This window comes from Paenibacillus sp. Y5S-9, assembly GCF_036894235.1.
In the GTDB taxonomy this organism is placed as follows: Bacteria; Bacillota; Bacilli; order Paenibacillales; family Paenibacillaceae; genus Paenibacillus.
Genome location: NZ_CP145887.1, coordinates 5,664,953 through 5,689,327, shown reverse-complemented (window position 1 = coordinate 5,689,327; position 24,375 = coordinate 5,664,953). Strand labels below are relative to the sequence as shown.

Genomic DNA, 24,375 nt, shown 5'->3' with positions numbered 1-24,375 from the left:
CGCTCTTCATTACCCTAATCCATTTGACTACACACGGTTTTAGAAGTGTCTCAAGGAGCAGCAACGTAGTGGAGGGGGCGGAATCGATTCTGAAGAAGCGAAGCGTTCGCCTTTGTATCCTAATTTCAACTTATGAAAAGTTGTTCGAGAAATTAGGATACAACAGCGATCATAAGAACGATCCGCCACCGGAACGCCCACCACGCTGCCCCCAAAGCCCGCACTTCTACCCATCGTACCTAGTCAATAAATCCTTCCATGACAGCCGTTGGCATCATATTGGATTGCCATGCGCCTTTGCCGTAACCGCCGTTGTATCCTGGTGTAGCCTGAGGCTCCCAGTAGAATACACCTTTACCTTTGCCATTTGGCAGATTACGAATTTGGTTTTTCATCGCAGCAACAAAACTTTTTCCAGCTGCAGCCTGGTTATTGTCCATGCCAATTTCGGAGATGATGATCTCTTTACCATAACGGTTGATCATATCCTTGGCGTTGTTTACCGTATTTGTAACAGCGGTGTTCCAGCCGGAAGCTGAAGGATAGAGGGACATGGCAATCATGTCAAAGTTAGCTCCGTTATTAATCAGACCACCAATATTCCATACATAGAGGGCGTTATCATCTCCACCTGCCAGATGCACAATGGTTTTGGTGCCGCTGCTCAGGGATTTCACTGCGTTATGGCCTGTATTCACCAGCCACGCATAATTTTTCATGTTGGTGGATGCTTTACCATCTTCCCATAACATGCCGTTGCTTGTTTCATTACCGATCTGTACCCAGTCTGGGGTAACGCCTTTGCTTTGCATCGCCGTCATCACATCACGAGTGTGGTTCCATACCGCATCCATGAGCTGTTGGAACGTATAGTTTTTCCAGGCAGCAGGTTTGGTTTGCTGACCAGGGTCTGCCCAGGAATCGCTGTAGTGCAGGGTAAGCATTACACTCATGCCAGCATTCTTGGCACGTTGTGCGAGTGTAGCCGCACGATCCTTATTCATGTAACCGTTCCCATAATCATTCGAAGGATTAACAAAGACCCGAATGCGAACGGAATTGATTTGATAGTCGTTTTTCAAAATATCAATGATGTCACGCTGTACCCCGTTTTTATCTTTCCATTTGTAACCTTGGGCTTCCATTCCGGGAACCCAACTGATGTCAGCTCCTTTGGCGAAACTTGGTGCTGCGCTGGCATGCTGACCTGCGGGCAACATGATGGAGGTGAATAACAAAACAAAAGCCAACATGATGGATGTCTTGAAACCCCTTACATTTTTGAACATTACAAGATGCCTCCTCGGATTTAAGTTGAGTTGCATCCTAATTATAGCCATCCTGGTTTGCTCTACTAAAGGGTCCATTTCCAATATTTTGGGTGTTTTATCAACCTCTCTACAGAAAAAGAGAAAACAAAAAGCCGTCCGAAGACGGCTTTTCTACCCGTGGCGCTTTTTGAAACATTGATCCGTATCCCGCGCCTCCACCAGACTCTTTTAATTTGAGCTAGTGGATCGGGTAAGGGACACGTTCAACATGACATTAGAAATGTTGACGCACCTCCTTTCCTTGTGGCAAGAGTATACAACACCTTGTTTCGGAAAGCTAGTCTTTTTTACGTATTTATGCAAAATTATTTTTCAGTCTGGAACATCGTAATATCTCGTGCATAATGACTCTTTGTTCCGTCATTGTTTCGGATGCGCACGCTGTCTTCACTGATCCGCTCCACAACGCCGCAACCCACTTCACAGTAGACGCCAGCCGGGTCTTCCTGCCATGCGCTTACCATACATTGGGATAGTGCAGCCGTGAAAAATTCTATATTTTTTTGTAACGTTCTAGGTTTGTTGGATTTCATTATATACTCCTTTAATCAAATATATTTGGAATGAGAACAAGCAACCGGACCAAATCACACTGTACTTCACTTTACTCTGTCTATTGACCTTTGTAAAGGGATGGAAAAAGTTGCGCCCATGAGGTATCATTTACATAAATTTTACGTAGCGTTTACACTGCGCTGACGCTTGATGTTGATTACGAATAGTACAATTATATGAGAACTTCTAACCAAGAATAGATATGCAACACATTCGGAGGCCATACATGCATAGAGACGTCAAAACAGGCAACTACGTTAATCGTGATTTGAGTTGGGTTGAATTTAATCGGCGCGTACTTCAGGAGGCCCAGGATCCAACAACGCCTCTGCTGGAACGCATGAGATTTCTCGGCATTGTCGCTAGTAATCTGGACGAGTTCGTCAGTGTAAGGGTGGCGGAGACAAAAGAGAAGATCAAGGCCGGATTCACGCAAAAAGATTTTACAGGATACACGCCTTCGGGATTGTACCGCAGATTGATCAAACGAACCGGGACCATGGTCGCCGAACAGTATAAAACGTATCGTGAACTCATTCGTCTACTCGCCAAAAAAGGCGTGAACATTCAGGAATATACCGATCTCAATGTGACACAGCAGCGTGCAATGGACCAATACTTTCATGAGATTATTTTTCCGGTACTCACACCAATGGCGATTGACCAGAGTCGTCCGTTCCCGCTGGTACACAACAAGTCTGTCTACCTGTCCGTGATGCTTCAGAAGGAAGGGGAGCAAGAGGGCGAGCCATTTATGGCTATTGTTCAGGTACCTTCCAATCTGCCGCGGGTAGTTCAGGCTCCCATTCGGGCGAATAGCAAAAAGAAAACATTCATACTGATTGAAGATCTTATCAAACATCATATTCATACGCTCTTCAGTGGATATATCTCGCTTGCTGCACAGGAATTCCGAGTGACCCGCAATGCGGATCTGTTCATTAATGAAGAAGAAGCGGAAGATCTGCTTGAGGCTATTGAAAAAGAATTGCGACGCAGACGCCGCGGGGCTCCTGTACGACTGGAAGTCTGCAAGGATTTTCGTCCGGATGCCTTATTGGAATTGCAGGATGAATTTGATATTCAGGACCCGGTATACGAAATTGATGGACCACTCGATCTGAGTTTTCTGGCTGGATTCGTGGACAGTCTGGAAAGTTTTTCACATCTGAAATACAGTCCGGTGAAGCCAGTCTACCCACTTGAGTTTCTGCCAAGAGAAAGTCATTTTGAGCTGCTGCGCAAACGCGATGTACTGGTGCATCATCCATACGAATCGTTTGAACCAGTCACTGATTTTATATTGGAGGCTTCGGAAGATCCAAGAGTTCTGGCGATCAAGATGACTTTATATCGGGTCAATGGCGATTCACGCCTTATTCCGGCACTTGCTCTTGCCGCTGAGAGTGGTAAGCAGGTCACGGTGGTGGTGGAACTGAAAGCACGTTTTGATGAAGAGCGCAACATTGCTTGGGCTCGTAAGCTGGAGAAGGCCGGTTGTCACGTGGTTTATGGACTGGTTGGACTGAAGACCCATGCCAAAATCATTCTTGTCGTACGCAGGGAACAGCAGGGGCTGAGACGTTATGTCCATGTAGGAACCGGTAACTATAATGAGAGCACAGCCAAAGTGTATACGGACGTGGGACTGTTCACCTCTAATCCGATTATTGGGGAGGATGCATCCGAATTGTTCAATGAGATTACCGGATACTCCGGCCCGAAGGCATTGCAGGCGTTCCGCGTAGCTCCGGATGGTATGAAGGATGAGTTGTTTGCACTGATTCGTAGAGAAACAGAGCATGCGCTGAAAGGTAAACCTTCCAGAATCATTGCCAAGATCAACTCCTTATCCCATCAGGAAATGATTGATGAATTGTACGAGGCTTCTCAAGCCGGCGTGCAGATCGATCTGATTGTGCGTGGTGTATGTTGTCTGCGTCCGGGGGTAGAGGGGCTAAGTGAGAATATTCGGGTCATTAGCATTGTAGATCGTTTTCTGGAGCATTCACGGTTGTTTTATTTTGAAAATAGCGGCAACCCGGATGTATTCATCTCCAGTGCAGACTGGATGACACGTAACCTGAATCGAAGAATTGAACTGATGTGTCCCGTATTTGATCCAGAGCTGAAGAAGATGCTGGTTGATATCCTTAATCTGTCCCTTATGGATAATGTCAAAGCGAGACAACTTATGCCTGGTGGCAATTATGTATTTGTAGAAAATGAAAAGCCCCCGCTGAGAAGTCAGACGGAGGCCATGGGTATTATCCCTTGGAAGCCTGCTGAATGGAGTGCGTTAACGTAACTCCCCAGGCTTCCTTCAGATCCTTGACGGCCTCTTCCAGGCCATCAAGTTCCAGTAACGGCTCAGCTGTACAGGTGAATTGCACCTGCAGTGAGTCGTTTTCTTTTGTTGCTTCGATCGCAGCGATGCTCTCGGATCGATTAATGGCTTCGGCTACGCGTAGCAGAGAGCCTATACGATGAGCATGCCGCTCATCCGAGTTTTTCAGAATGTCCCGGTGCTTATTCAGCAGCTGGGGCGTTCTTTTTTTTGGATGATAATCAGCTGCACTGGCACTTAGAATGGTCTCCCGATGAGAAAGTCCATAGATGCTTGAATTCATGATCCAATAGGCCGAGTGCTGTGTATAACGGAAATAGTTAATCTGTTTACCTGCCATATGCAGCATGGAGGACGCATACAGGATTCGGGCATCTGCTTGATCAGGAGGGGTACCTTGTAATGCCGTATACAGGGTAACCGTATCCTGATGAATCCGTTGCAGACGTTTCTCTGGAATAGGCGGACCAAAATGGATAAAGTTGCGGATACTGTCCTTCAGCGCGTCCGGAACGACCGGCTGACCTCCAGCCATGTAATCACGCAACAACCCGTCTCGTAGACCCGCACCACTAACCACATAACGATCTCCCTGTATTAACTGGAAGACGGTTCGCAGGATCAGCACACCGGGCACAATGATGTCTGCGCGATCTTTGGCGAGCCCAGGTACCTTTTTGCGCTGTGCCGAGGTGAGATGAGGCAAGGAGCGAGCGATGTTCTCCATCGCTTCCTCACTGATCTCATAATGATGGGTGACAGGCAAAGAATACTGGGTACGCTTCTGTTCCACTTTGGCAAGTGTACGCATTGTGCCGCCAAGTCCGATGAGTGGCAGGCCGGGATGCTCACGAATCCAATCCTGTCCACGGAGAGCCTCAATGATTTCGTTGCACAATGCATTTGCATTCGCCTCGCTCCACTGATCTTCACCCCCATAACGGGCATGTGAATTCACTGCACCAATGGGGAGGGAGATACTATGTAACCTCTTCCGATCCCGAAAGACTGTGATCTCTGTGCTGCCGCCTCCAATATCAACGACGTAACCGTCTGCCAATTCAATGGATTGAGTGACACCAAGGAACCCATAATAGGCCTCCCGATCTCCGGATACACATTCAATGGTAAGCCCTGTCTCTGTCTCCAGCCATTCGATAATTTCCAGGACATTGCTTGCATTACGAATGGCTGCGGTAGCTGCTGCGCGAATCAGTTTGGTCTGATATGCCTCACAGGTCGCTTTGAATTGACGCAAGATGGTAATCGCTTTATCCAGAGAATGGCGAAGGATGGTTCCATCAGACTCAACAACGCTGCTCAGACGAGCGGCATATTTGTCTTCATGAATGATGCGATAGGCTGCGTCCTGATCCAGTTCATATATAACTAGACGAATGGAGTTCGAGCCGATATCAATAATTCCTAAGGTTTCATTAGTACGTGTCATAAGCATCTCCTTCTACAGAGGTTCAACTACCCGAAGTGAAGAAGGGCAGCCATGGCTTCCGGTGAACCCGGTGGTGTGGCAGAGAAGGGCGTAGTTAACATAACAACAATGATAAAGACGATGAAACAGGCAAATATAAGACAACTCACGGCAAAGCCGCGATTACGCTTTTGCATAAACAGTCGAATACCTGTGACAAAAAGAAGTACCGTAACAGCTACCAGAACGATCGACATTGCAAAATAGGCTACGCCATAAAGTGATTTGAAAAATGCTTCCATTTGTTCTGAACGCTCCTTAGATCCTCATATTTAAGCCCTTCCAAGCCATTCCTTAGTAGCATACGACAGATTGACTTGTTTGAAAAGCAAACCGGGCGCTTGTTCCCGTTTCCGCCATCACCCCTGGGACAGGTTACATGGAAAAGGGGCCTTTGCCGTGGACAGACATCCAAGAAAGCAAGGCTTCTGTTGAGTATGTATAAGGAAGGACTATTGTTTCAAGGAAGGAGATCAACCCATGTCGAGACAACTTGCAAGCAAATGGCGGAAGACAGCGGCTCTGATGAAATACCCGGTAGCGGCTGTCCATATCCCACAGACCAAGGCATTCAACTCGGGTAATCTGCTGCAAATGCTCAGTCGTTATGGAATGGTGTACGTCAAACCTATTGTAGGAGGCGGAGGTTACGGTGTTATCCGGGTATCGGCCAGCGGTGGGGCTTATCGATACACCCATATGAAAACGACCCGTTCTTTCGCCAGTTTCAGCCAGATGTATCGCTCTCTGGTGCGTGTAAAAGCTAGACGCAAGTACTTGATCCAGCAAGGTATTCATCTGGCAACAATTCAAGGGAGACCTGTTGATTACAGAGTCAAAGTTGTCAAAACCGAACGAGGCTGGGTATTCCGTTCTTTAGTAGGACGACTCGCTCGTCCCGGACTCTGTGTGACGAATCTGAGCAAGGGTGGCACCATGTTATCAGGAAGGCGAGCTCTTGGTTTATCCCTGCCACATATATCCGGTCGGCACAAACGCCGGGAGATGCGCTCCCTTACACTGACATGTACGTACATTATGGAAAGTCAGTTCCCTGGTGTAGGTCAGCTTGGATTTGATTACGGACTGGATTATTCAGGCAAGATCTGGATTTTGGAAGTGAATACCAGAACTCAATAGAAAATGAATGGGAAAACTCAAGAAAATTCAAGAAAAACCGATAATATATAGAAGAAAACGGTATGAAAACCGTTTGAAATTTTACATTACTGGGTAATTTACTCGCAACAAGTCTTGAAACTATGAATTTATTCCAAAAAAAATACGCTGATAAACGTTCTGACAGTAGTACAAACTTCCTGTGCATAAATATTGTCCACACTATACACGTTGATTACTCTGTATTTTTTCCATTTATCAACAAACTATGCACAGGATTTCCACATAACGTTGTGGATAACAAGAACGCTTGTTCTCTATATGAATCTCTGATATGATAGTTTTGAGGAAAAAAAAGGAAAGGTTGTGGCGGGAAATGGCTATGTTATCCGATGAGATGTTGTTGGATTCCTACCATAAAGCGATTGAGTTGAATCTCGAACGAGATTTCATCGCACTGCTGTTGGCAGAAATCCATAAGCGCAAACTGGGTACCGACGTATCTGCCATTCTTCACTAGAGATCCTCATTGCAGGCAATGTTACAGGTTTCCGGACAAGTCCCATAGTGAGACAGGCCATGGCGTGCTCGTCTGACAATGGTGACAGTACATCACATGATTGCAAACGTTTTCGACTTCGTCTGCCGTGTCAGAGGAAGGTTGGAATACGTAGGGGCTGTATGGTCCGGTGTAATCATCCAATTTGCCGCATTCTAACAGTCCCTGAAGGCAGTGGGGGCAAGCCTGCTCCGGTACAACCAGACCGTTACACAGCGGGCATATATAAGACAAGGGTATCCCTCCTGATATGGATTCACTCAGGAGTAAGATACCCTTTTTTGTATCAATATATGTTATTTCCGCAAAACTAGCGTTTCATGTTACTACTGTGTCCTGGGGACAACTTGGCATCTGGATCGAAGTATACCTTCGCATTGTTAACGGCTGTTGGAGCTTCGCCGAATCCGACAGCGATCAGCTTCAGTTTACCTGGGTAGGTTGTGATATCTCCGGCAGCGAAGATTCCTGGAATAGATGTTTCCATGCGGGAATCAACAACGATGGAGTTGCTGTCAATTTCGATACCCCACTCGGCAATCGGTCCGAGAGAAGAGACAAATCCGAAGTTAACGATCACGTCATCTACTTCGATTTCCTGAGTTTCTTTGGTTTTCACATGGGAAAGGGTTATCTTGGTAATCGTATCATCCCCATGAAGTTCCGTGATTTCGGTCGGTGTAACAACATTCACCTTGGAATTCATCAGGTTTTCAACACTGTGCTCATGCGCACGGAACTTGTCCCGGCGATGGATCAGAGTTACTTGCTCAGCGATAGGCTCCAGCATGAGTGCCCAGTCTACCGCGGAGTCACCGCCGCCACTGATCAGTACTTTTTTGCCAGCGAAGGCATTCAGATCACTGATGAAGTAGTGCAGGTTGCTCTTCTCGAACTTGGCAGCACCTTCAAGCTCCAGGCGACGTGGTTCGAATGCACCTACACCAGCTGTAATAATGACGGCTTTGGCATGATATTCATTCTCATCCGTCTTCACGACGAAATGTTGTTCATCCTTTTTCTCCACCGATACAACCTTTTCTTCAAGGCGGATGTTCGGGTTAAAATGACTCATTTGCTCAACCAGGTTATTCACCAGTTCCTGAGCCGTTACTTTCGGGAATCCGGCTACATCATAGATGTATTTCTCCGGGTAAAGAGCGGCAAGCTGTCCGCCAAGCTGTGGCATACTTTCAACCAGTGTAACGGATGCCTGACGCATCCCACCGTAAAACGCGGCGAACAGACCCGCAGGGCCTCCACCGATAATAAGTAAATCAGTCATATCATGACTGGAATTTTGTGCAGTCAAGAATCAACAACACCTTTCATATTTTAATAGGTAGTTAACAGAAAGAATGTACAGGCTACGGATGGTAACCGGCATTGGTGCTGAACTGTCTTTCCTATTATAAACGGTGTATTCAGGGTTGCAAAGTTAGCGGCGTCACGAAACTGAGAATAATTGATGAAGATCAGATGAGAATAGGATGAAATTGGAAATGAAAGGTTATGAAAAATAACAAAAAAAACCTTGATCTTTACTAGAAATACAGATATCCTTGACCTGTACTATGTGTTTTTTTGTCTAATTTAGAGTCAATATGTAATATGAAGACAAATCCCGTGTTTTATAGAATCTTGTGGTTAATTTCACAACTTGAAACGATAACTTGCGTGCAAACGTATCAATTTCATAAACCCTTTAGTTGCTTCAATCAAGTCTAGATATAGATCAAAACAGTTCGATATGTCGATATCTAGTTTCATAAAATCCATTTTTAGTGAGTCATGAAATTGATGCAAACGTTTAAATAAATTCGCGAAGTTAACATTTGTCGTCATAATGGGCAAGACCTCATCAATATTTGTAAGTATGTGCATTTTGCATCTCACCCAAGATCGGGCTGATGCAAGTGAAACCGGAAGGGGTATAGACATGAGCAGTATTCCCAAAATCGTCATCCTCGGCGCGGGCTATGGCGGGATTCTGACAGCCCAGCGGCTGCAGAAGGAATTGAACTATAACGAGGCCGACGTCACACTGGTGAATCGGCATGATTATCATTATATTACTACACATCTACATATGCCGGCAGCCGGCACGGATACCATTGAGCATGCAAGAGTGCCCATTTCCAAGCTGATTGATGAGTTCAAGATTGATCTGGTCAAGTCTTCCGTGAAGGAGATTCGTCTGCAGGATCGGAAGATTATTCTGGAGGACGGCACGTTATCCTATGATTATCTGATTATTGGACTAGGCGGTGAGCCTGAGACCTTTGGTATTCCGGGTATGCTTGATCACGCCATGACAATCCGCAGCATTAACTCGGTCAGACTGATTCGAGAACACATCGAATATCAATTTGCGATGTACAAAAACGATAACAAACGAAATCGTATTCGGTTTGTCGTAGGTGGAGCGGGTTTCAGCGGTGTTGAATTTGTAGCTGAACTTGCAGATCGTATTCCACAGCTGTGCAAAGAGTTCGACGTGAACCCAAAACATGTGCACATCTATAATGTAGAGGCAGCGCCTTCGGCCTTGCCTGGATTTGACCCGGAATTGGTAGAACATGCGATGAATGTGCTCAAGAAGAAGGGCGTTACTTTCAAAATTGGTGTTCCAATCAAGCAATGTCTCCCGGACGGGGTTATTGTGGGTGAGGGTGAAAAGCTCGATGCGGCTACAGTCGTATGGACCGGCGGTATTCGCGGTAACTCACTGCTTGAACAGGCAGGTCTTGAAGTGATGCGAGGACGTGTGAAAGTAGATGACTACTTGCGTGCTCCGGGGCATGAGCATGTCTATGTCATTGGTGATAATTCACTTGTGTTCAATGCTGAAGGACGGCCTTATCCGCCAACAGCTCAGATTGCGATGCAGCAGGGTGTGAACTGCGCCAAGAACGTCGTGGCATCCATTCGCAAGAAACAGCCACAACCTTTTGTATTTACGAGCAAAGGCACGGTTGCATCACTGGGTAAAGGTGAAGCTATTGCCGTTGTGGGCGGCAAGAAATACAAGGGCTGGAAAGCGGCTCAGTTGAAGAAGCTGGTTGATCTGCGTTATCTGTTCATCATTGGTGGTATTCCGTTAGTCCTGAAGAAAGGGCGGTTTTTTGGATGAGACATTGCAGTGTTCAGGTCCGGGGACTATTAACACGTGAAGAGCTGGATCGATACAACGCCCTGATGCAGGTCGGTGGTTATCTGGAGGAACAGGATCAATATGATCTGGCCTACATTGTGCAGAAAGAAGTGGATATTCTCATTATGCCTGCGATTGAGCGGCTTAAAGAGAAGGGTCGTGACCGTGACCGGGCCACAGCTGAGTTCCTCGAATCGCTGAAAGCGGTAGATGATGAGGACGAGGATTAGAGACATAACCTTCCAATCGCTGTTATCCCCAGATTTTTTTGATTCCCTTTTGTTAAAGGGAAAATCCGGTGATAGCGTATGCTTCCGATGCAGCTTTCTCCCAGAAAGCTTTTAGGCGAACGCTTCGCTTTTTCAGGTTTTTTCTGTCCTTTCCGTTTTTGTGTAAATAAATAGTTCAAACAATATAGATCTAAATCAAGCTTGAGGTAGTAGAATATTGATAGATAATAAAGCACCGCAGACAGTATCCTTTACAGGAGATGTCGCGGTGCTTTATTGTGCTTGGTGTTATTTTTACAGCTTAAGCATGTCTTCCAGTGTTCCTTCGTTCAACAGACTTCCCACGTAGAACGAACCGAATTCGCCATACCGTGCGCTAACTTCATCGAAACGCATCTCATAGACAAGTTTTTTGAACTGAAGTGCATCATCCGCAAACAGTGTAACGCCCCATTCCCAATCGTCGAAACCGACAGAGCCCGTAATGATCTGTTTTACTTTACCCGCATAGCTACGACCAATCATGCCGTGACTGCGCATCATGGTACGACGCTCGTCCATGGACAGCATGTACCAGTTGTCGTTCAGCTCACGTTTTTTGTTCATCGGATAGAAGCAGATGTATTGTCGTTGTGGCAGAACAGGTTTCAGACGGGCGATAATCTCCGGATTCTGCATCGGGTCTTCGCCTTCTTTGCCAAGATAGTTGCTCAGTTCCACTACACTGACGTAGGAATACGACTTCGTTGTGTATTGAGCAAACATCGTTTTGTTAAACGCGTTCTCAACAGCCTTCAGATCTTCCAGCGTTTCACGCAGGTGCATCATGACGAGGTCTGCTTTTTGACCTACAACCGTATATACAACGGTACTTCCTTTGGATGAATCCTCGACTTCTTTCCATTCTTTCCAGAATTCCTGAAGCTCGTCCAGTGCTACAGCGCGTTCTTCATCATCTGCTGCTTTCCAGGCGGCCCAGTTAATCGAGCGAAAATCATGCAGGGCATACCAGCCCTCCAGTGTTGATGCGGCTTCGTTCATTGGTTGTGTTCCTCCTGCAAGGTATATTTCCAAATCCCTATAAGTGGTTGTTCAAAAAGTCCGCTTTTGATTACGAATGATGCCTGGTGGCATCATCAGCATCCAGCCGAAATAAGTGGGAGGCTTACGAAGTATGTTTCCTTAGGAAACATTGTAGTTGCTCACGTAGCTTTCCTACGCTCCGCTGCTCCATTTCTAGCTTCATTCCATCTTCTCGGTACTGAAAACCAGTCTTTTTGAACACGTACTATAAGGGACGGGTGAGTGCTTTATCGTTTACATTGTATCCCAACATGAAGCAGAAGGGCAAATGAACAGAGTATAAATATAGGGAAATTTGTCCAGAAAGTTCGTTGCTTCGCCACATTTTTTGCGGTACACTAACTACTATCCAGAAGTGAAACCTGAATGTGTGAAAGAAGAGGTGAATGTCGTCCGATGCAATTTATACCTGTGTTGGTATTGATGGTATTATTTTTCGTTATGATGTTTGGTATCGGTTTCATTCTGAACATGCTGATGAAGACCACCTGGTTTCCTTCCTATCTGTTCATCATTGTGATTTTGCCTGTCGTCGTGTACTCTCTATGGGATCATTCGTCATCTCTGATGTCACATCTGGGTTCTTTCCAGCTTGTAGACTATATGACGGGCATCGCTGGACTGGCTGGTGCGGTAATCAGTGGCTGGACGATCCAGAAGTTGCGTTTGGGTGGGTACAGAATGTTTTAGATTGTTGGAAAGAGGTAACACATGCCACTGTAATCGCGTGAAAGTCTTGTCTTTGTCGTAAACGCTTACGAGTACAAAGGGAAGGCTTTTTTGCTGATCATTTATATTAGAAGGATTATTGTACACTTGTACTTCATATACATCTGGAGAACATTCTCTTCAGATATTCCCTTGTATTCTGCGGCTACAGCTTTTATAGTATTCTAGCGGCTCTCGACATTTTTATTTTAGAAATTGCTGAATTCGGCGAAAACGTGAATGATGTCGACCTAGGACGAAACGGAGCGAGAACAGGCCATCTTTTTACCTGTTTTTGAGCATTTGAGGATCAGACATTTATGATAGAATAGATAAACATACTTTTGGGGAGAAGGAGATCAGGCTATGCGCATGAAGAATCTGCACCATTATACTGAACATCATCGCTACTGCGTATACAGGGAGTTTGGACTTAGCGCCCTGGATGACCGTATGCTTACAGGAGCATATCAGCCCATGGTAGGTGCTTTTGCGGTTGGCTTGTATCGGCTGTTGTTTCAGCATCTTCCCGGTGAACAGGTCGGTTATTCGCCGCTTGAACAGCAACGGAGGCTGTTCATGACGCTTGGCTTGGAGCCAAGTGAGAAGGGGCGCAAATATATGTTAGAGCAGACATCCAAGCTTGAGGCAGTGGGGCTACTTCAGACTTCACGGTTATATATACCGGAAAATGATGATTACATCTACGAATATGAGCTGCAACCGCCGCTCTCTCCGGCAGAGTTTTTCCGGACACAGCATTTGACACTGCTGCTTCGTGACAAGATTGGTAAATTCGCAGTCCTTTCCCTGCGTTCCGGTTTCTCGGCAGTGGAAAATGGGGACGCACCTTATCCGGCAGCCAATAAAGAGAATATTTCTGTTCCCTTTTACGATATATTTGAATTGAATACCCATGTAATTGATTACGAGTTGGAGCAGGCTTTGTCGGAAGTATCAACTACAGCCCAGCGGACAGGCACGAATGATGCAGCGGAAGAAAATAGTTTGAACTATGCCGACATTATTTTGCGTTTCCCGCGGGAGTCGGTCAATCGTCGTCATGTAGAACAGTTGCGGTTCGATCATGAACAACTGGGCATTGTAAATTATGTAGTAAACAAGTTTAACCTTAGTGTGCAGGATGTATGCCGTCTGCTGGATGAAGATGATATCTTCAGTCCACAGGGCCAGCTAATTCTGGATGATCTTCAGCATAAAGCAAGTATGCAGTTCAGACAGACGAAGAAGCGTCATGAGCAACAGACCGTACAGGCCGCGAAGGTCGTAGCACTGAGACAGCATATGGAGGAGCCAGAGCGGAAAGAAGACTCCGGTGAACCACCTGTTGAACATGGAGTACAGATGGAATACTACGTCGAAGTGCCTCCACAATTTATGACGAAGTGTGATATTCATCAATACAATATGATGTTGCGTAATGAGCCATATACCCGCCTGCTGCAGACGTTCTTCCCGGGTGCAGTACCGGACAATCTCATTGATATATTTGAGAAAATTGATCTGAGTTACAAGTTGCCTGGTGAAGTTATCAATGTATTGATTCATTATTTGATGGCATTGCTTGTATCCGGTGGCGAGCAGCGGATTAACCGTAACTTCGTTGAGGCGATCGCCTCCAACATGCTGCTTAAACAGGTAAACTCATATGAGAAAGCTGTGCAATATATTCGTGATCAGGCCAAGGTCAAAGGCAAACAGGCTGCTGGTGCAGCTGGAACCCGTACCCGTACATACGGCAAAGGAACCAAAGCTAAGCCCGAAATTCCGATTGTACAAGACATAAGCACCGATGGGGATGCCGTATCTGAGGAAGAGTTCGAAGAGATGATGAGATTTGCCCAGCAGATGCAGGCGAGTAAGCAAAAAGGAACTTCTTAAATATTTATAACAAGGCTAAAAGACGAGTCCTCCGATTAATGGAGACTCGCCTTTTTGTTATATAAGTTGAACTGAAGAAACGTATTTTACGTTTAATCCATTTTTTTTATTATTTCGTAGGATATTTATCTAATTTAAACCACTGCAGAAATTCCTTTTTTGTGATTCTTTTTACAGGCTTAACTTTTTTGCTTCCTGTATCGTATCTGAAAAGAATCCATTGATCTGAAGGATACTCACTAATGTAATCCATATTTTCTCCGTTCTTATGCCATAAAATTAAACCGGTGCTTATATAGTTGGTTGCCCGAGGGAGATAAACAATACTGTCTTTCTTAGTGTCGTATATTGCTAACGTGCTTTTCTCCGTATTTCCATAAGAAAATGCAATGATGTCTTCTTTTGGTGACCAATTATATGATGAAATGGTTTCTACATTTTGTTTACCTGCTTTTTCAAGACGTTCGTTTATAATCGTGTACTTTCCTGTTTTAAGGTTCATGAGAATGAGGTTGCTGCCAGCACTTTTTTCGACTTGGATAGCAATCCATTCATTTGATGGAGATTTAACAACACTAGTGATATCCAATAATTTAACCTCAAAATCTCCTGTTTGTAGGGTGTGCTTTTCTTTACCATGAGTAACTACAATGGTGTCAATGATGTTTTGTTCAAAATCGGCAGCACCATCTAGCTTTAAGGTGTTCGCGGTTATCGTGATGTTGTCACCTCTCCAGACAATTTTGTTTGAGCTTATTGTTTTTTCAAACTTAGATATACTCTGGTATGTCGAAGAATTCACAGATGTTGAGTCAGCAGCAATGTGTGCTATTTTATTAGAAGTATGAAATGAAGATGATGCAGTTGATAACGTGCCCATGCTTCCTAAGACAATTACGCTTGATAATAAAACATTGGTGTATTTCATTATTATCTCTCCTTCATTTTGGAAAGTCGATTTACATGATGTGATTCCCTCCAGAACTATTCCAATCTTTGCTTATCGTTATAAATTTGTAAAGATATGAAATCATAGAGATGATATGAAATGAGATTTCAAAAAGGGTGATTAGTCCTGTAAGTAACAAACCTGAAAGGTTGAATACATATTTATTTTATATTTATGTGGCCTTCTGACTCTCTCTGGTGTCTAATTCATTGTAAATCAAGAGGAGGTTCTTACCATGTCAGGAGCTCATGACACAAAACCTGTTTATCCGGATAAACAGGAAAGCATCACTAACTTTGAAAACACTTATGAGCTGTATCGTCAAAGGATTTGCAAGTACTTTTCCCTGAAATTGAATCCGATGGTTGCAGATGATTTGACTCAACAGGTGTTTTTAAAAGCAGTCGAGAATCTTCACCGATTCCAAGGGAAATCAAATTTATTTACGTGGATATTCAAGATTGCTCAGAATACAGTGAAAAACGAATATCGCAGGTTATCGCGAAAAAAAGAAACTCCGTTTGATTTTGCGGGATATGAATCACAGTCGATCTCCCTTGAATTTACGAAGTATGTTGATTTTCGAATTGATATCGGAGTTGCGCTGAAAAAGTTAAATGAAACCGACCAGGAAATCATTGCATTACGCTTTTTTGTGGACTGCACACTGCTTGAAATTTCTAAGATCGTAGGGATGCGTGAAAGTGCAGTAAAGAACAGACTCTACAGAGCTTTGGAAAAACTTAAAAAGGAACTGAAAGAATGGGGAGGCGTTACGATCATGTCTATTCAAGATCTGATTTCAATTGTTAATAAGGGTGAAAACGAGGGATTGAACAATCAGCCCAATAAAGTACACCATGATTTGTTCAATGAACTAAGTGATCATATTGAACGAATTTCGCTAAAGTACAATTATCATCCATCGCGAAAAGTGACGATTGAAGTATATCCTGATATGCCATCGTTTCACCAAGCGGTCGGAGAAGCAGATGCTCCGAATTGGTTCATGGGTACCTATGAAGGGAGTATTCTCAAAATTGTATCTCCATTAAATCCAGGACCGGAGCATACCTATCAATCGATTCTTAAAGGTACGGTTCACTTGTTCGCCATGTGGCTAATAAGTGAAATTAATCCGAAGGCTCCGAAATGGATAAGGCAAGGAATTGGTGGATATGAAGCCAAGGGGATGACTCAGGACTTTATTGAAGGTTCAACAGAAGAGTCTATTCACAATTTAGAGATCCCAACGTTCGAACAATTAGATAATGATACCTGGGATTTCGAAACGATGAAGGGTTTTCAGTTTTCGTTCCTATTTGTAGAGTTTGTTGTTCAACAATATGGAATAGACCAGTTAAACAAATTGATCCGTAACCCCCAGGATTTTAATGGTATCTTTCAATGTTCCGAGAAGGAAATACATCAGAAGATGGTAGAATTTATAAGTAAGTAACCCATACAAAAATGTATGTTGCCCGGGGGGAAGAACCGGGCTTTTTTTAACGTGGTTAGAGTTATGGTAAATGTACTATCAATAAATTGGGTTATTTTGTATAATACATATAAAAAGAGGTTGTCTATGAATCCTATCATGATTGATTTTCCGGGTGAATTTTTTACAGAGCGTCTACTGATTAGAATGCCTAAACCAGGTGATGGAAAGGTAGTATGTGAAGCTGTAAATGCTTCCATTGAAGAGTTGAAGCCTTGGATGAAATGGGCTCAGGAAAAACATAAGGAGTATAATTCAGAACTGAGGATAAGAGAAGCGCATATTAAATTCCTAAGTAGAGAAAACCTAAGGCTACTTGTATTTTTGAAGGATACCGGGCAATTAGTAGCCTCTTCTAGCTTACATAACATTGATTGGGAAGTTCGAAAGTTTGAAATTGGGTATTGGATTGATACTAGGTATAGTGGCAAAGGTTATATGACTGAAGCTGTACAAGGCATCACTGATTTTGCTTTTAATCATTTGAATGCAAATCGAATAGAAATACGTTGTGACACCAAAAACACAAAAAGCAAGATGATTCCCGAAAGGTTGAGGTTTGATCTGGAAGGTGTTATCAGGAATGAAGACCTGTCTGTTGATGGAAGCGAATTAAGAGACACGAACATATATGCATTAGTAAAAGTAAAGTAAGCATCTTTAACTGATGCGATTTGTTAAGCCAACGAGCAGGTTAACGTGGCTGAACAACCGTTCATCTTTCTAGCAAGTATAATATGTTTTCGTTAAGAATGGATGAATGTAAATAATACATATGGAGGTAATTAAGTTTGAAAACTCACTACTATTTCAGTTGGTTTAATCATTTTTTTCCTGAGAAGCTGGTCCATTGTTTGCAGGAGGATATACAAGACAGAAAATCGCTTGTTATGATTAGTGCTAATCCGTCTGGTCATACAGATGAGCAAGTTAACTTTGATGATATTTCTGAATGGACATGGTTGAATCAGGCTAACATTATTTTTGATAAATATCATTTCATCGATTACCGTATGCAGAAAGAAGATGCTCAGCGATTCATTCAGAACGCTTCTGTCATTTTTTTATGTGGTGGATATCCTGTTTTGCAGAATGATTTTTTGGTGGAATATGAATTATCGCACGTTATTAAGAATAGCAATGCCGTTATCATGGTTGCCAGCGCCGGTGCGTTAAACATGGCTGCAAAATGGTTAAGCTTGAATAACACTGATGAAGTTGAAACAAGTACTATTTATAATGGTATTGGCTTTGATCATTTTGCCTACGAATCTCATTCTCAACGCGATTACGCCACGTTTGTTCAAGGCTACCTGTCCCCTTTGTCTGAAGAGAATGATGTTTATGCGGCAGAACAGGAGAGCGCTATACGTGTAAAGGACGGCAATATAGAAATAATGGGTCCTGTATATTTAATTTCCCACTCAAAGATTCAGAAATTGGTTGAGACGCTCTAATTAGGGTAAGATGCTGTGAATTACATAACTAATTCCTTTTGATGTATAAAATCATGGCTAACAGGCGAATCATCTCAGGTCTCCTTTCTATGATTGGAATACTGTTTGTAAACAGATGCAATTTAATATCCCTAGGACTTATAGTAGGCAGGGTATCAAAGTGATCAGTTGCTTATTTCAACCAACGGACTGACAATAGGGATCGTTGCACAAATGCTAACGATCCTTATTGGTATACCTTTGGGGACGGTAGAGAACACGAAAATTATGTTAGGATGATGAGCTCCTCATTAAGCTAGCGGGCAGATTAGCTTAGCCATACAAGAAAAAATTAGCATTATGGGAGAAGGAGTAGCAGTATATTTTTGGAATATATTATTATTGGGAATTACTGAGATGGGATGTGTATAAGATGGACAAGCATTACCAAAACCTTCTGTTAGCTTTTGAAGAAGCAGAAAAGGCAAGAGATGAGGGTACTTTCCTATCGGTGCAATTATTGTTGATGCAGATGGTTCAGTTGTAAGCCGAGGTAGGAACAGAGTTTTTTCAAGCTGTGATTCTACAGCTCACGCCGAAGTGGACGCTATAAGAAAAGCTGGAAATGTGATACTTCACCCTGAGAGCAAGAAATTTATTCCTAAGAACGAACTTACCTTATATACTACCTGTGAGCCTTGTCCCATGTGCACAGGTACAATCGTATTGTCTTTGATTAAAAAAGTGATTTGGGCTGCAAATGATAAGGATATAGGTGCATTTAAAAAATTCAAGGAATTAAATAGCGAATTACCTATTTATAATGATCTGTTCCACGACATCGAGTTTGTTGCAGCCCCTTACAGAGATTTAGAATTGAGACAAAGAAAAATGTTAGCAGAATGGAACAACAGCCGTGGGTATACCGATAATCATTGGAATGATGAATTAGTAAATGAAATTGTTCAATAATAAATGAAACTTTGCGCCTGATGTATTAAGCTAACGGGAAACGTTAGCTCAATAACAACAAGAAAGCAGCTGATCATTGTGATTGGCTGCTTTTACTCAACTAACGGGCAGTTTTGCTGAATAGATCTGCTGAGTATGTGGAGCATCTGGCCTCTCACGGTTGGTTGCGGACAAGAAAGATAAAAATCGTAAGGTAAAGGGGAGATCTTGCAGATACGATTGCGATTAAAAACTCCCCATGGCGCACACGCGTCATGGGGAGTTTTTAATCATTTTCTACGTTCAGGAGGGGGCCGTGGTGAAATAGCGATGTCCTAATTACTTCGTTGGACAGGACAGACAAAGTTTTGTGTGAAAATGGCCACCACCCGGGAACGGCTATTCTTCGTATACATTTCCGAACCGACTTACTTGACCGGCCCCATCCAGGTTGAAATCGTCTTCTGCTGGTGCGGCAACGGCGGTTTCAACTTCCCGTTATCGATCAAATGCTTCAAAATATAAGCGACAAGCCGGCCTCCGCCGGTGTTACCTCTCACCATATAAGCAAGCTGCGGCTCCAAATGCTTCGGCTGATTTTGCAGGAACAGGTTGAGCATTTTATCGTAGAGCTTGCCGACAGCAGGCGCATACAGAGCGGACAAATCCGGCATTGCTTTGTTCAACCGATCCAACGTTTGCGGAGAGTCGATCCAAACCGCATTGAACTTGTACCCCTCCTCCGTCTTGCGGATGTACCCCTTCTCCAGCAGGAACGAATATTGCTCGGCGTTCTCTTCGTTGTCGGGCAGTTCCCCTTGTTGGAACGCATGACAAATCTCGACATTCCGATATTCCAGGGAACGCCAATCCATCTGGCGGTCGCTCCAGTACGTATTGAATTGCCACAAGTATAAAGGAGAGTTTTCGACATAGCGGAGCGACGGACCGAAGGTGACGTAACTACTCATATCAAAACCCGGATCGGCATAGTGGCTCCGATTTAACGCCGCATAGGCAATATATTGACCTCCGTCCTTTCGTATTGGTGCGACCGCATCGAAGTTTTCGCCCGCTGGCATGCTCCGCCAAGATTGCTCCTCGATGTTTTTGGGCAGCAAGGTCCAAAGCAGGAAGTTATAGTCGCTGTCCGGAACGTACACTCCGCTATCCTCGACTTGACGGCAAACTTCCATTAACGCGTCAAAATGAACATCGGCCACTTCGGCAGCACAATCTTGCCAAAATTGATGACCGGCTACGGCCAACTCGAAGAGGTCCCAGATGATGGTATTGCTTTGATATTTGCCGGGAGAGGTTTGGATGAGAAAATTGTAATCGGCCAGATGCCGGACTTCGCCTTCCAACAAAGCCGGCGGCATTCCCAGCTCCTCCGCGATTTGATGTACGGTACGCGCCTTGTGATAAGCCGCGTAAACGATATTTTGCGCCAAGGCGCGTCCAAGAAAATCGTTGGTTTCGCCCAAACTGCCGGCCGAACCCGAATGGCCCATTTCCCCCATGCTGACCGGATTGACACTTAAAGTTCCTGTTGTACGCATACGTTTCATTCCTTTCCGTAACTCCTTTTTAGCCTCGCTCAAATGCCATTTCACCGTGCCTACAGGAATGTTCAGAGCAATCGCGATATCACCGATTTTAAGCCCGTCATAGTAATGCATGACCACGATCCGGCGATGGATGTCGGACAGAAACGCGACTTCTCGGCGCAGCTCGCGTGAAGCTTCGGTTGCCAGCAGACGGTCAAGCGGTTCCCGGGAAGGGGCGGCAGACAGTTCAGACATGCCGTTGATTTCGATCGCTTGGGGAGCGTGCGCACGTTTTTTCAACCAATTCACCCAAGTGTATCGAGCAACCGTCCAGACGTAAGCGTCCAGGCTTCTAATGTCCCGCACCCCAGAGAAGGATTTCAACAACTGCAGCATAATCTCCTGAGCCAGATCTTCCGCCTCGGCCCGCTGCTTGACCCGGTTTAACGCAAAACCGAAAATCGGTTTGACATAGCTCCGAATCGCTTCCGCGGCTTCTTTTCCGTTTTTACTGATTGAATCCATTTTTTCCTCCATATTTGCATCTGTAATTCCTGACAATAATATAGTGTGCCAGGAGAAATAAAGGTTGGGATTATTTTTTATAAAATTGGACGTCCTACTAAATCACTCATACATATATAATTACAAACATCATGAGTAGATTATTTGAATGGTAAAAAGACGTTATGAACTTTTTTGTTAAGTATATTGGAAAAGAATTAAACAAGTTGAAGATTACTTTAGATGTAAAGGCCTCACTTTTAGTATATAAAGATACTTCTTTTCCGTTCAACTATGGGAGGATACAAACTAGGAGCAGGAGCCGAAGTTCTTCTTTGGGTACTTGGGGTAATCCTTCGTTCCGTAGTTAACGAGGAGTGGTCTCGATTAATTATTCTTATGCATAATTGAGGTTCATTAAAATAACGGGAAACGTTAGCTTAATGCTCAAAGAATCAACGTAATCAACTGTGGTTTACAATTAACGGATGACAATAGGGATCGTTGCCAAAATGCTAACGATCCTTTTGGTATACCTTTAGGGAAGGCATATACCCTAGAAAATACGGACAAAAAAGCCCTAAAGGGCTACTTCCATAATTGTCATAATAAACTTTTCCTAGCACTCTCGTTGGTAAAAGAAATTATCTCCTTTAACTTTCCCTTGTAGGAGTATGAGTAGCAACTTTCCATTTACCTTCCTCATAGGTTAATGTTATTTTTGCAGAGAGCGACCCTTCATTGGTACGATACTTACTGACCTCTATGGCAATGTTATTATCTGATTGCTTCTCCTGCTTTTCAATTTTCAGTAAAATCCCTTTAAGCGTGTTTTCAAACTGTTCAGAAAGTCCTTCTTCAATCAATTCTTCATAGGTTAGGTTATAAATTTTTACGTTATATTTGCTGTGAAGGTAATCCCCAATGCTTTTCTTATCAGAATCCTTTAATGGAATTCCTTTATCGAAATCCAATGAGATATACTCCATGTTTTCATTAAGAGCCGTATCTGTTGAAATTAACTCCTCCAACGCCACACGATAAGGTTCACCTAGTTCATTCTGCTGACTAGAGCCAGTAACACCACGCGCGCAAGCTGATAGTAAAAATAACGCTACAACACTGAGAATAAAATGCATTTTCTTTAACTTTATGATAATCTCCTCCTGGGTACTCGTTACCTAAATAAACGTAATGATAACCAGAAATGTTGTATTTCAGTTTAAAAAGCAGCGTAATTAGGGCTACCTAATTACGCTAGCAAGTAGGTTAACGGCAAGGATCATCTGTTGGTTGAACTGTAATATCAGGAGAATTTATGGTTTTAATAGGGGATAATGATTACTTATTATTCCAGATATATGCTACTCTCTTTTTATTCCATAGTTTTCTTAACGGAAAAAATGGAAATTTAAATGTTGGGGGTAATTGCTTGCTTCTATCCGAACGATTGCCGATTGCAGCAACTCTGTACCCTGAGGAACCTGCGTTAATGCGACATGGGCAAACGATGAGTTACGGGGAGCTTTACGGTCTGGTTGAGAGACTGAGTCATGCCCTGTATGTTGAAGGTCTCCGGGCAGGCGATCGCTTTGCCCTTTTAGGTGATCCAGATCCCCAGCTCGTTGTTGCGTTTTATGCAGCAGTTGGGATCGGCGCTATACCGCTCGTGCCGTCTCCTTTGCTAACAGTGCCTGAACTCGCTGCGATATTTCAGGATGCAGAACCACATATGGTTATTCATGATGACCAACATGCTGACGCAGCTATTGCCACGGTAAAGCTTCTTGGGTATTGTCCAAAACTGTTTACGACAGATGAAGAAGGGCCAAATGCCAGTTCGCTTGCTGCTCTTTTACAGCAGGAATCCACGTTCTCTCCAAAAGACCATTTCAAACGAAGTGTAGACGATACGGCAGTCCTGATTTATACGGGGGGGACAACTGGTCGGCCAAAAGGGGTCATGCATTCGCATCGTGGAATGGCTGCTTGGAATCAACTTACGCCTTCTGCAGGCTTCGGTCATGATCTCAAGCGTCGTGTGTTAGTTCTCAACTTATCCCATCTGGTGGGTCAGTTCCAGCTGTGGGCGACCATGGCTGCCGGAGGCTGTCTTGTATTTCTAGACAAATACCCAGCGGATGTACACCGCATTATGGAAGCTGTTGAACGTGATCAGATTACGCAACTCAGTACAGTAGGCCAACTACTTCGTGATTTTACCCGTGAGGCATCCATAGGAGGTAGAAACTTGAAGAGCCTATCACTTATTGGCTGCGGAGGGTCCAATATTTCCCCGGATACACTACAGGAGGTCGTATCACAATTTCCTGAAGTTACCATTGTGAACAACTACTCACAAGCGGAATGTGGAATGTCCATAAGCCGCCTTTTTCCTGCTCAGCATATGGGCGATCCTCATCGCCTTCGATCTGTAGGTCGTCCCGCCGACCTGGTTGCCCACGGTGAGCAGGCCTTCGAAGTTCGGATATTAAATACGGATGGAAGTGAGACAGTTACGGGCGAGGCTGGAGAAATTGTTGTTCGAGGTGCACAGACCATGCTGGGGTATTGGCGCCAGTCGGAGGCTTCTGCCGAGACCATGCCCGATGGCTGGATCCGAACTGGAGATGTCGGTTGTCTGGATGCCGAAGGTTACCTTTATGTGTTTGATCGCTTGAAGGATATGGTTATTGTGGGCGGTTCCAATGTGTTCTGTGCCGAAGTGGAGCATGTTATTGTGACTCATGAGGCGGTAAGCGAGGCGGCCGTAATCGGACATTCTCTTCCTGAAGAAGGAGAGGAACTCGTCGCTTTCATAGTGTTACAGGATGGTGAAAGTATGGATCTGACTCGGATGTGGGCGTTCTGTGAGCCACACCTTGCTTCGTACAAATGGCCGACTCAACTGTTCATTGTGGATATTTTGCCTAGAACAGCTGTGGATAAAATAGACAAAAAGAAGTTGCGCAAGCATCTATCCTCAATTTTATCCGAAGGACTATGCTAA

General features: G+C 44.1%; 22 protein-coding genes. 12 read left to right on the top strand and 10 right to left on the bottom strand.

What is annotated here, in order from left to right; translation table 11 throughout:
- Window positions 1-239 precede the first annotated feature (239 nt).
- On the bottom strand, window positions 240-1,253 hold the full coding sequence (locus tag V6669_RS25005; protein WP_338595040.1) for a glycosyl hydrolase 53 family protein: 1,014 nt from the start codon (window positions 1,251-1,253) through the stop codon (window positions 240-242).
- 383 nt (window positions 1,254-1,636) lie between these two features.
- Window positions 1,637-1,864: a hypothetical protein gene (locus V6669_RS25000; RefSeq protein ID WP_338588477.1), complete on the bottom strand. Its 228-nt coding sequence runs from the start codon at window positions 1,862-1,864 to the stop codon at window positions 1,637-1,639.
- 248 nt (window positions 1,865-2,112) lie between these two features.
- Here V6669_RS25000 and ppk1 point away from each other — a divergent pair, with 248 nt between their 5' ends.
- Complete coding sequence (gene ppk1 / locus V6669_RS24995) at window positions 2,113-4,194, top strand: polyphosphate kinase 1 (RefSeq protein ID WP_036605760.1); 2,082 nt, start codon at window positions 2,113-2,115, stop codon at window positions 4,192-4,194.
- On the opposite strand, the gene V6669_RS24990 is transcribed toward ppk1, so the two are convergent.
- Together V6669_RS24990 and V6669_RS24985 are read right to left on the bottom strand one after the other, a co-directional pair.
- Window positions 4,154-5,683 (bottom strand): Ppx/GppA phosphatase family protein, encoded by a 1,530-nt coding sequence (locus tag V6669_RS24990; protein WP_338588476.1) that lies wholly within the window; start codon window positions 5,681-5,683, stop codon window positions 4,154-4,156. The genes ppk1 and V6669_RS24990 overlap by 41 nt on opposite strands.
- 26 nt (window positions 5,684-5,709) lie before the next feature.
- Window positions 5,710-5,964 (bottom strand): hypothetical protein, encoded by a 255-nt coding sequence (locus tag V6669_RS24985; RefSeq protein ID WP_017692428.1) that lies wholly within the window; start codon window positions 5,962-5,964, stop codon window positions 5,710-5,712.
- A gap of 238 nt (window positions 5,965-6,202) precedes the next feature.
- Here V6669_RS24985 and V6669_RS24980 point away from each other — a divergent pair, with 238 nt between their 5' ends.
- Window positions 6,203-6,862: a YheC/YheD family protein gene (locus V6669_RS24980; protein ID WP_338588475.1), complete on the top strand. Its 660-nt coding sequence runs from the start codon at window positions 6,203-6,205 to the stop codon at window positions 6,860-6,862.
- Window positions 6,863-7,217: 355 nt separating this feature from the next.
- Window positions 7,218-7,361 carry a sporulation histidine kinase inhibitor Sda gene (locus tag V6669_RS24975; protein WP_017692430.1) on the top strand — a complete coding sequence of 48 codons (144 nt, stop codon included), beginning with the start codon at window positions 7,218-7,220 and terminating at the stop codon, window positions 7,359-7,361.
- Window positions 7,362-7,382: 21 nt separating this feature from the next.
- Here V6669_RS24975 and V6669_RS24970 read toward each other — a convergent pair whose 3' ends face one another.
- Window positions 7,383-7,634, bottom strand: a complete 252-nt coding sequence (locus tag V6669_RS24970; protein WP_074096361.1) for a hypothetical protein — start codon at window positions 7,632-7,634, stop codon at window positions 7,383-7,385.
- A 76-nt stretch (window positions 7,635-7,710) separates the two neighbouring features.
- Window positions 7,711-8,712: an NAD(P)/FAD-dependent oxidoreductase gene (locus tag V6669_RS24965; protein WP_338588474.1), complete on the bottom strand. Its 1,002-nt coding sequence runs from the start codon at window positions 8,710-8,712 to the stop codon at window positions 7,711-7,713.
- 627 nt (window positions 8,713-9,339) lie between these two features.
- On the opposite strand from V6669_RS24965, the gene V6669_RS24960 reads away from it, so the two are divergent.
- Window positions 9,340-10,533, top strand: a complete 1,194-nt coding sequence (locus tag V6669_RS24960) for an NAD(P)/FAD-dependent oxidoreductase (protein WP_036605766.1) — start codon at window positions 9,340-9,342, stop codon at window positions 10,531-10,533.
- Window positions 10,530-10,784, top strand: a complete 255-nt coding sequence (locus V6669_RS24955; RefSeq protein ID WP_036605767.1) for a hypothetical protein — start codon at window positions 10,530-10,532, stop codon at window positions 10,782-10,784. Before V6669_RS24960 ends, V6669_RS24955 begins: the two co-directional genes overlap by 4 nt.
- Window positions 10,785-11,078: 294 nt before the next feature.
- Here V6669_RS24955 and hemQ read toward each other — a convergent pair whose 3' ends face one another.
- The gene (hemQ, locus tag V6669_RS24950; RefSeq protein WP_062837936.1) at window positions 11,079-11,825 is read right to left on the bottom strand and encodes a hydrogen peroxide-dependent heme synthase; all 747 of its coding nucleotides are present in this window, start codon (window positions 11,823-11,825) and stop codon (window positions 11,079-11,081) included.
- Between the two features lie 438 nt (window positions 11,826-12,263).
- Between hemQ and V6669_RS24945 the strand changes: the two genes are divergently transcribed.
- Entirely contained in the window at window positions 12,264-12,557 is a 294-nt protein-coding gene (locus V6669_RS24945) for a YuiB family protein (protein ID WP_017692435.1), read from the top strand.
- 384 nt (window positions 12,558-12,941) lie between these two features.
- A complete protein-coding gene (locus V6669_RS24940) occupies window positions 12,942-14,477 on the top strand; it encodes a helicase DnaB (protein WP_074096359.1) in 1,536 nt (511 codons plus the stop codon).
- A 109-nt stretch (window positions 14,478-14,586) separates the two neighbouring features.
- Here V6669_RS24940 and V6669_RS24935 read toward each other — a convergent pair whose 3' ends face one another.
- Window positions 14,587-15,405 (bottom strand): hypothetical protein, encoded by an 819-nt coding sequence (locus V6669_RS24935; RefSeq protein WP_338588473.1) that lies wholly within the window; start codon window positions 15,403-15,405, stop codon window positions 14,587-14,589.
- Between the two features lie 256 nt (window positions 15,406-15,661).
- Here V6669_RS24935 and V6669_RS24930 point away from each other — a divergent pair, with 256 nt between their 5' ends.
- From V6669_RS24930 to V6669_RS24915, 4 genes are all read left to right on the top strand, one after another.
- A complete protein-coding gene (locus V6669_RS24930) occupies window positions 15,662-16,885 on the top strand; it encodes a sigma-70 family RNA polymerase sigma factor (RefSeq protein WP_338588472.1) in 1,224 nt (407 codons plus the stop codon).
- Window positions 16,886-17,011: 126 nt separating this feature from the next.
- Complete coding sequence (locus V6669_RS24925) at window positions 17,012-17,578, top strand: GNAT family N-acetyltransferase (RefSeq protein ID WP_338588471.1); 567 nt, start codon at window positions 17,012-17,014, stop codon at window positions 17,576-17,578.
- 137 nt (window positions 17,579-17,715) lie between these two features.
- A complete protein-coding gene (locus tag V6669_RS24920) occupies window positions 17,716-18,381 on the top strand; it encodes a cyanophycinase (protein WP_338588470.1) in 666 nt (221 codons plus the stop codon).
- 486 nt (window positions 18,382-18,867) lie between these two features.
- On the top strand, window positions 18,868-19,332 hold the full coding sequence (locus V6669_RS24915; protein ID WP_338595039.1) for a nucleoside deaminase: 465 nt from the start codon (window positions 18,868-18,870) through the stop codon (window positions 19,330-19,332).
- A 407-nt stretch (window positions 19,333-19,739) separates the two neighbouring features.
- Here V6669_RS24915 and V6669_RS24910 read toward each other — a convergent pair whose 3' ends face one another.
- Together V6669_RS24910 and V6669_RS24905 are read right to left on the bottom strand one after the other, a co-directional pair.
- Complete coding sequence (locus tag V6669_RS24910; protein ID WP_338588469.1) at window positions 19,740-21,386, bottom strand: RNA polymerase sigma factor; 1,647 nt, start codon at window positions 21,384-21,386, stop codon at window positions 19,740-19,742.
- 632 nt (window positions 21,387-22,018) lie between these two features.
- Window positions 22,019-22,504: a hypothetical protein gene (locus V6669_RS24905; RefSeq protein WP_338588468.1), complete on the bottom strand. Its 486-nt coding sequence runs from the start codon at window positions 22,502-22,504 to the stop codon at window positions 22,019-22,021.
- Between the two features lie 293 nt (window positions 22,505-22,797).
- Here V6669_RS24905 and V6669_RS24900 point away from each other — a divergent pair, with 293 nt between their 5' ends.
- Window positions 22,798-24,375 carry a class I adenylate-forming enzyme family protein gene (locus V6669_RS24900; RefSeq protein WP_338588467.1) on the top strand — a complete coding sequence of 526 codons (1,578 nt, stop codon included), beginning with the start codon at window positions 22,798-22,800 and terminating at the stop codon, window positions 24,373-24,375.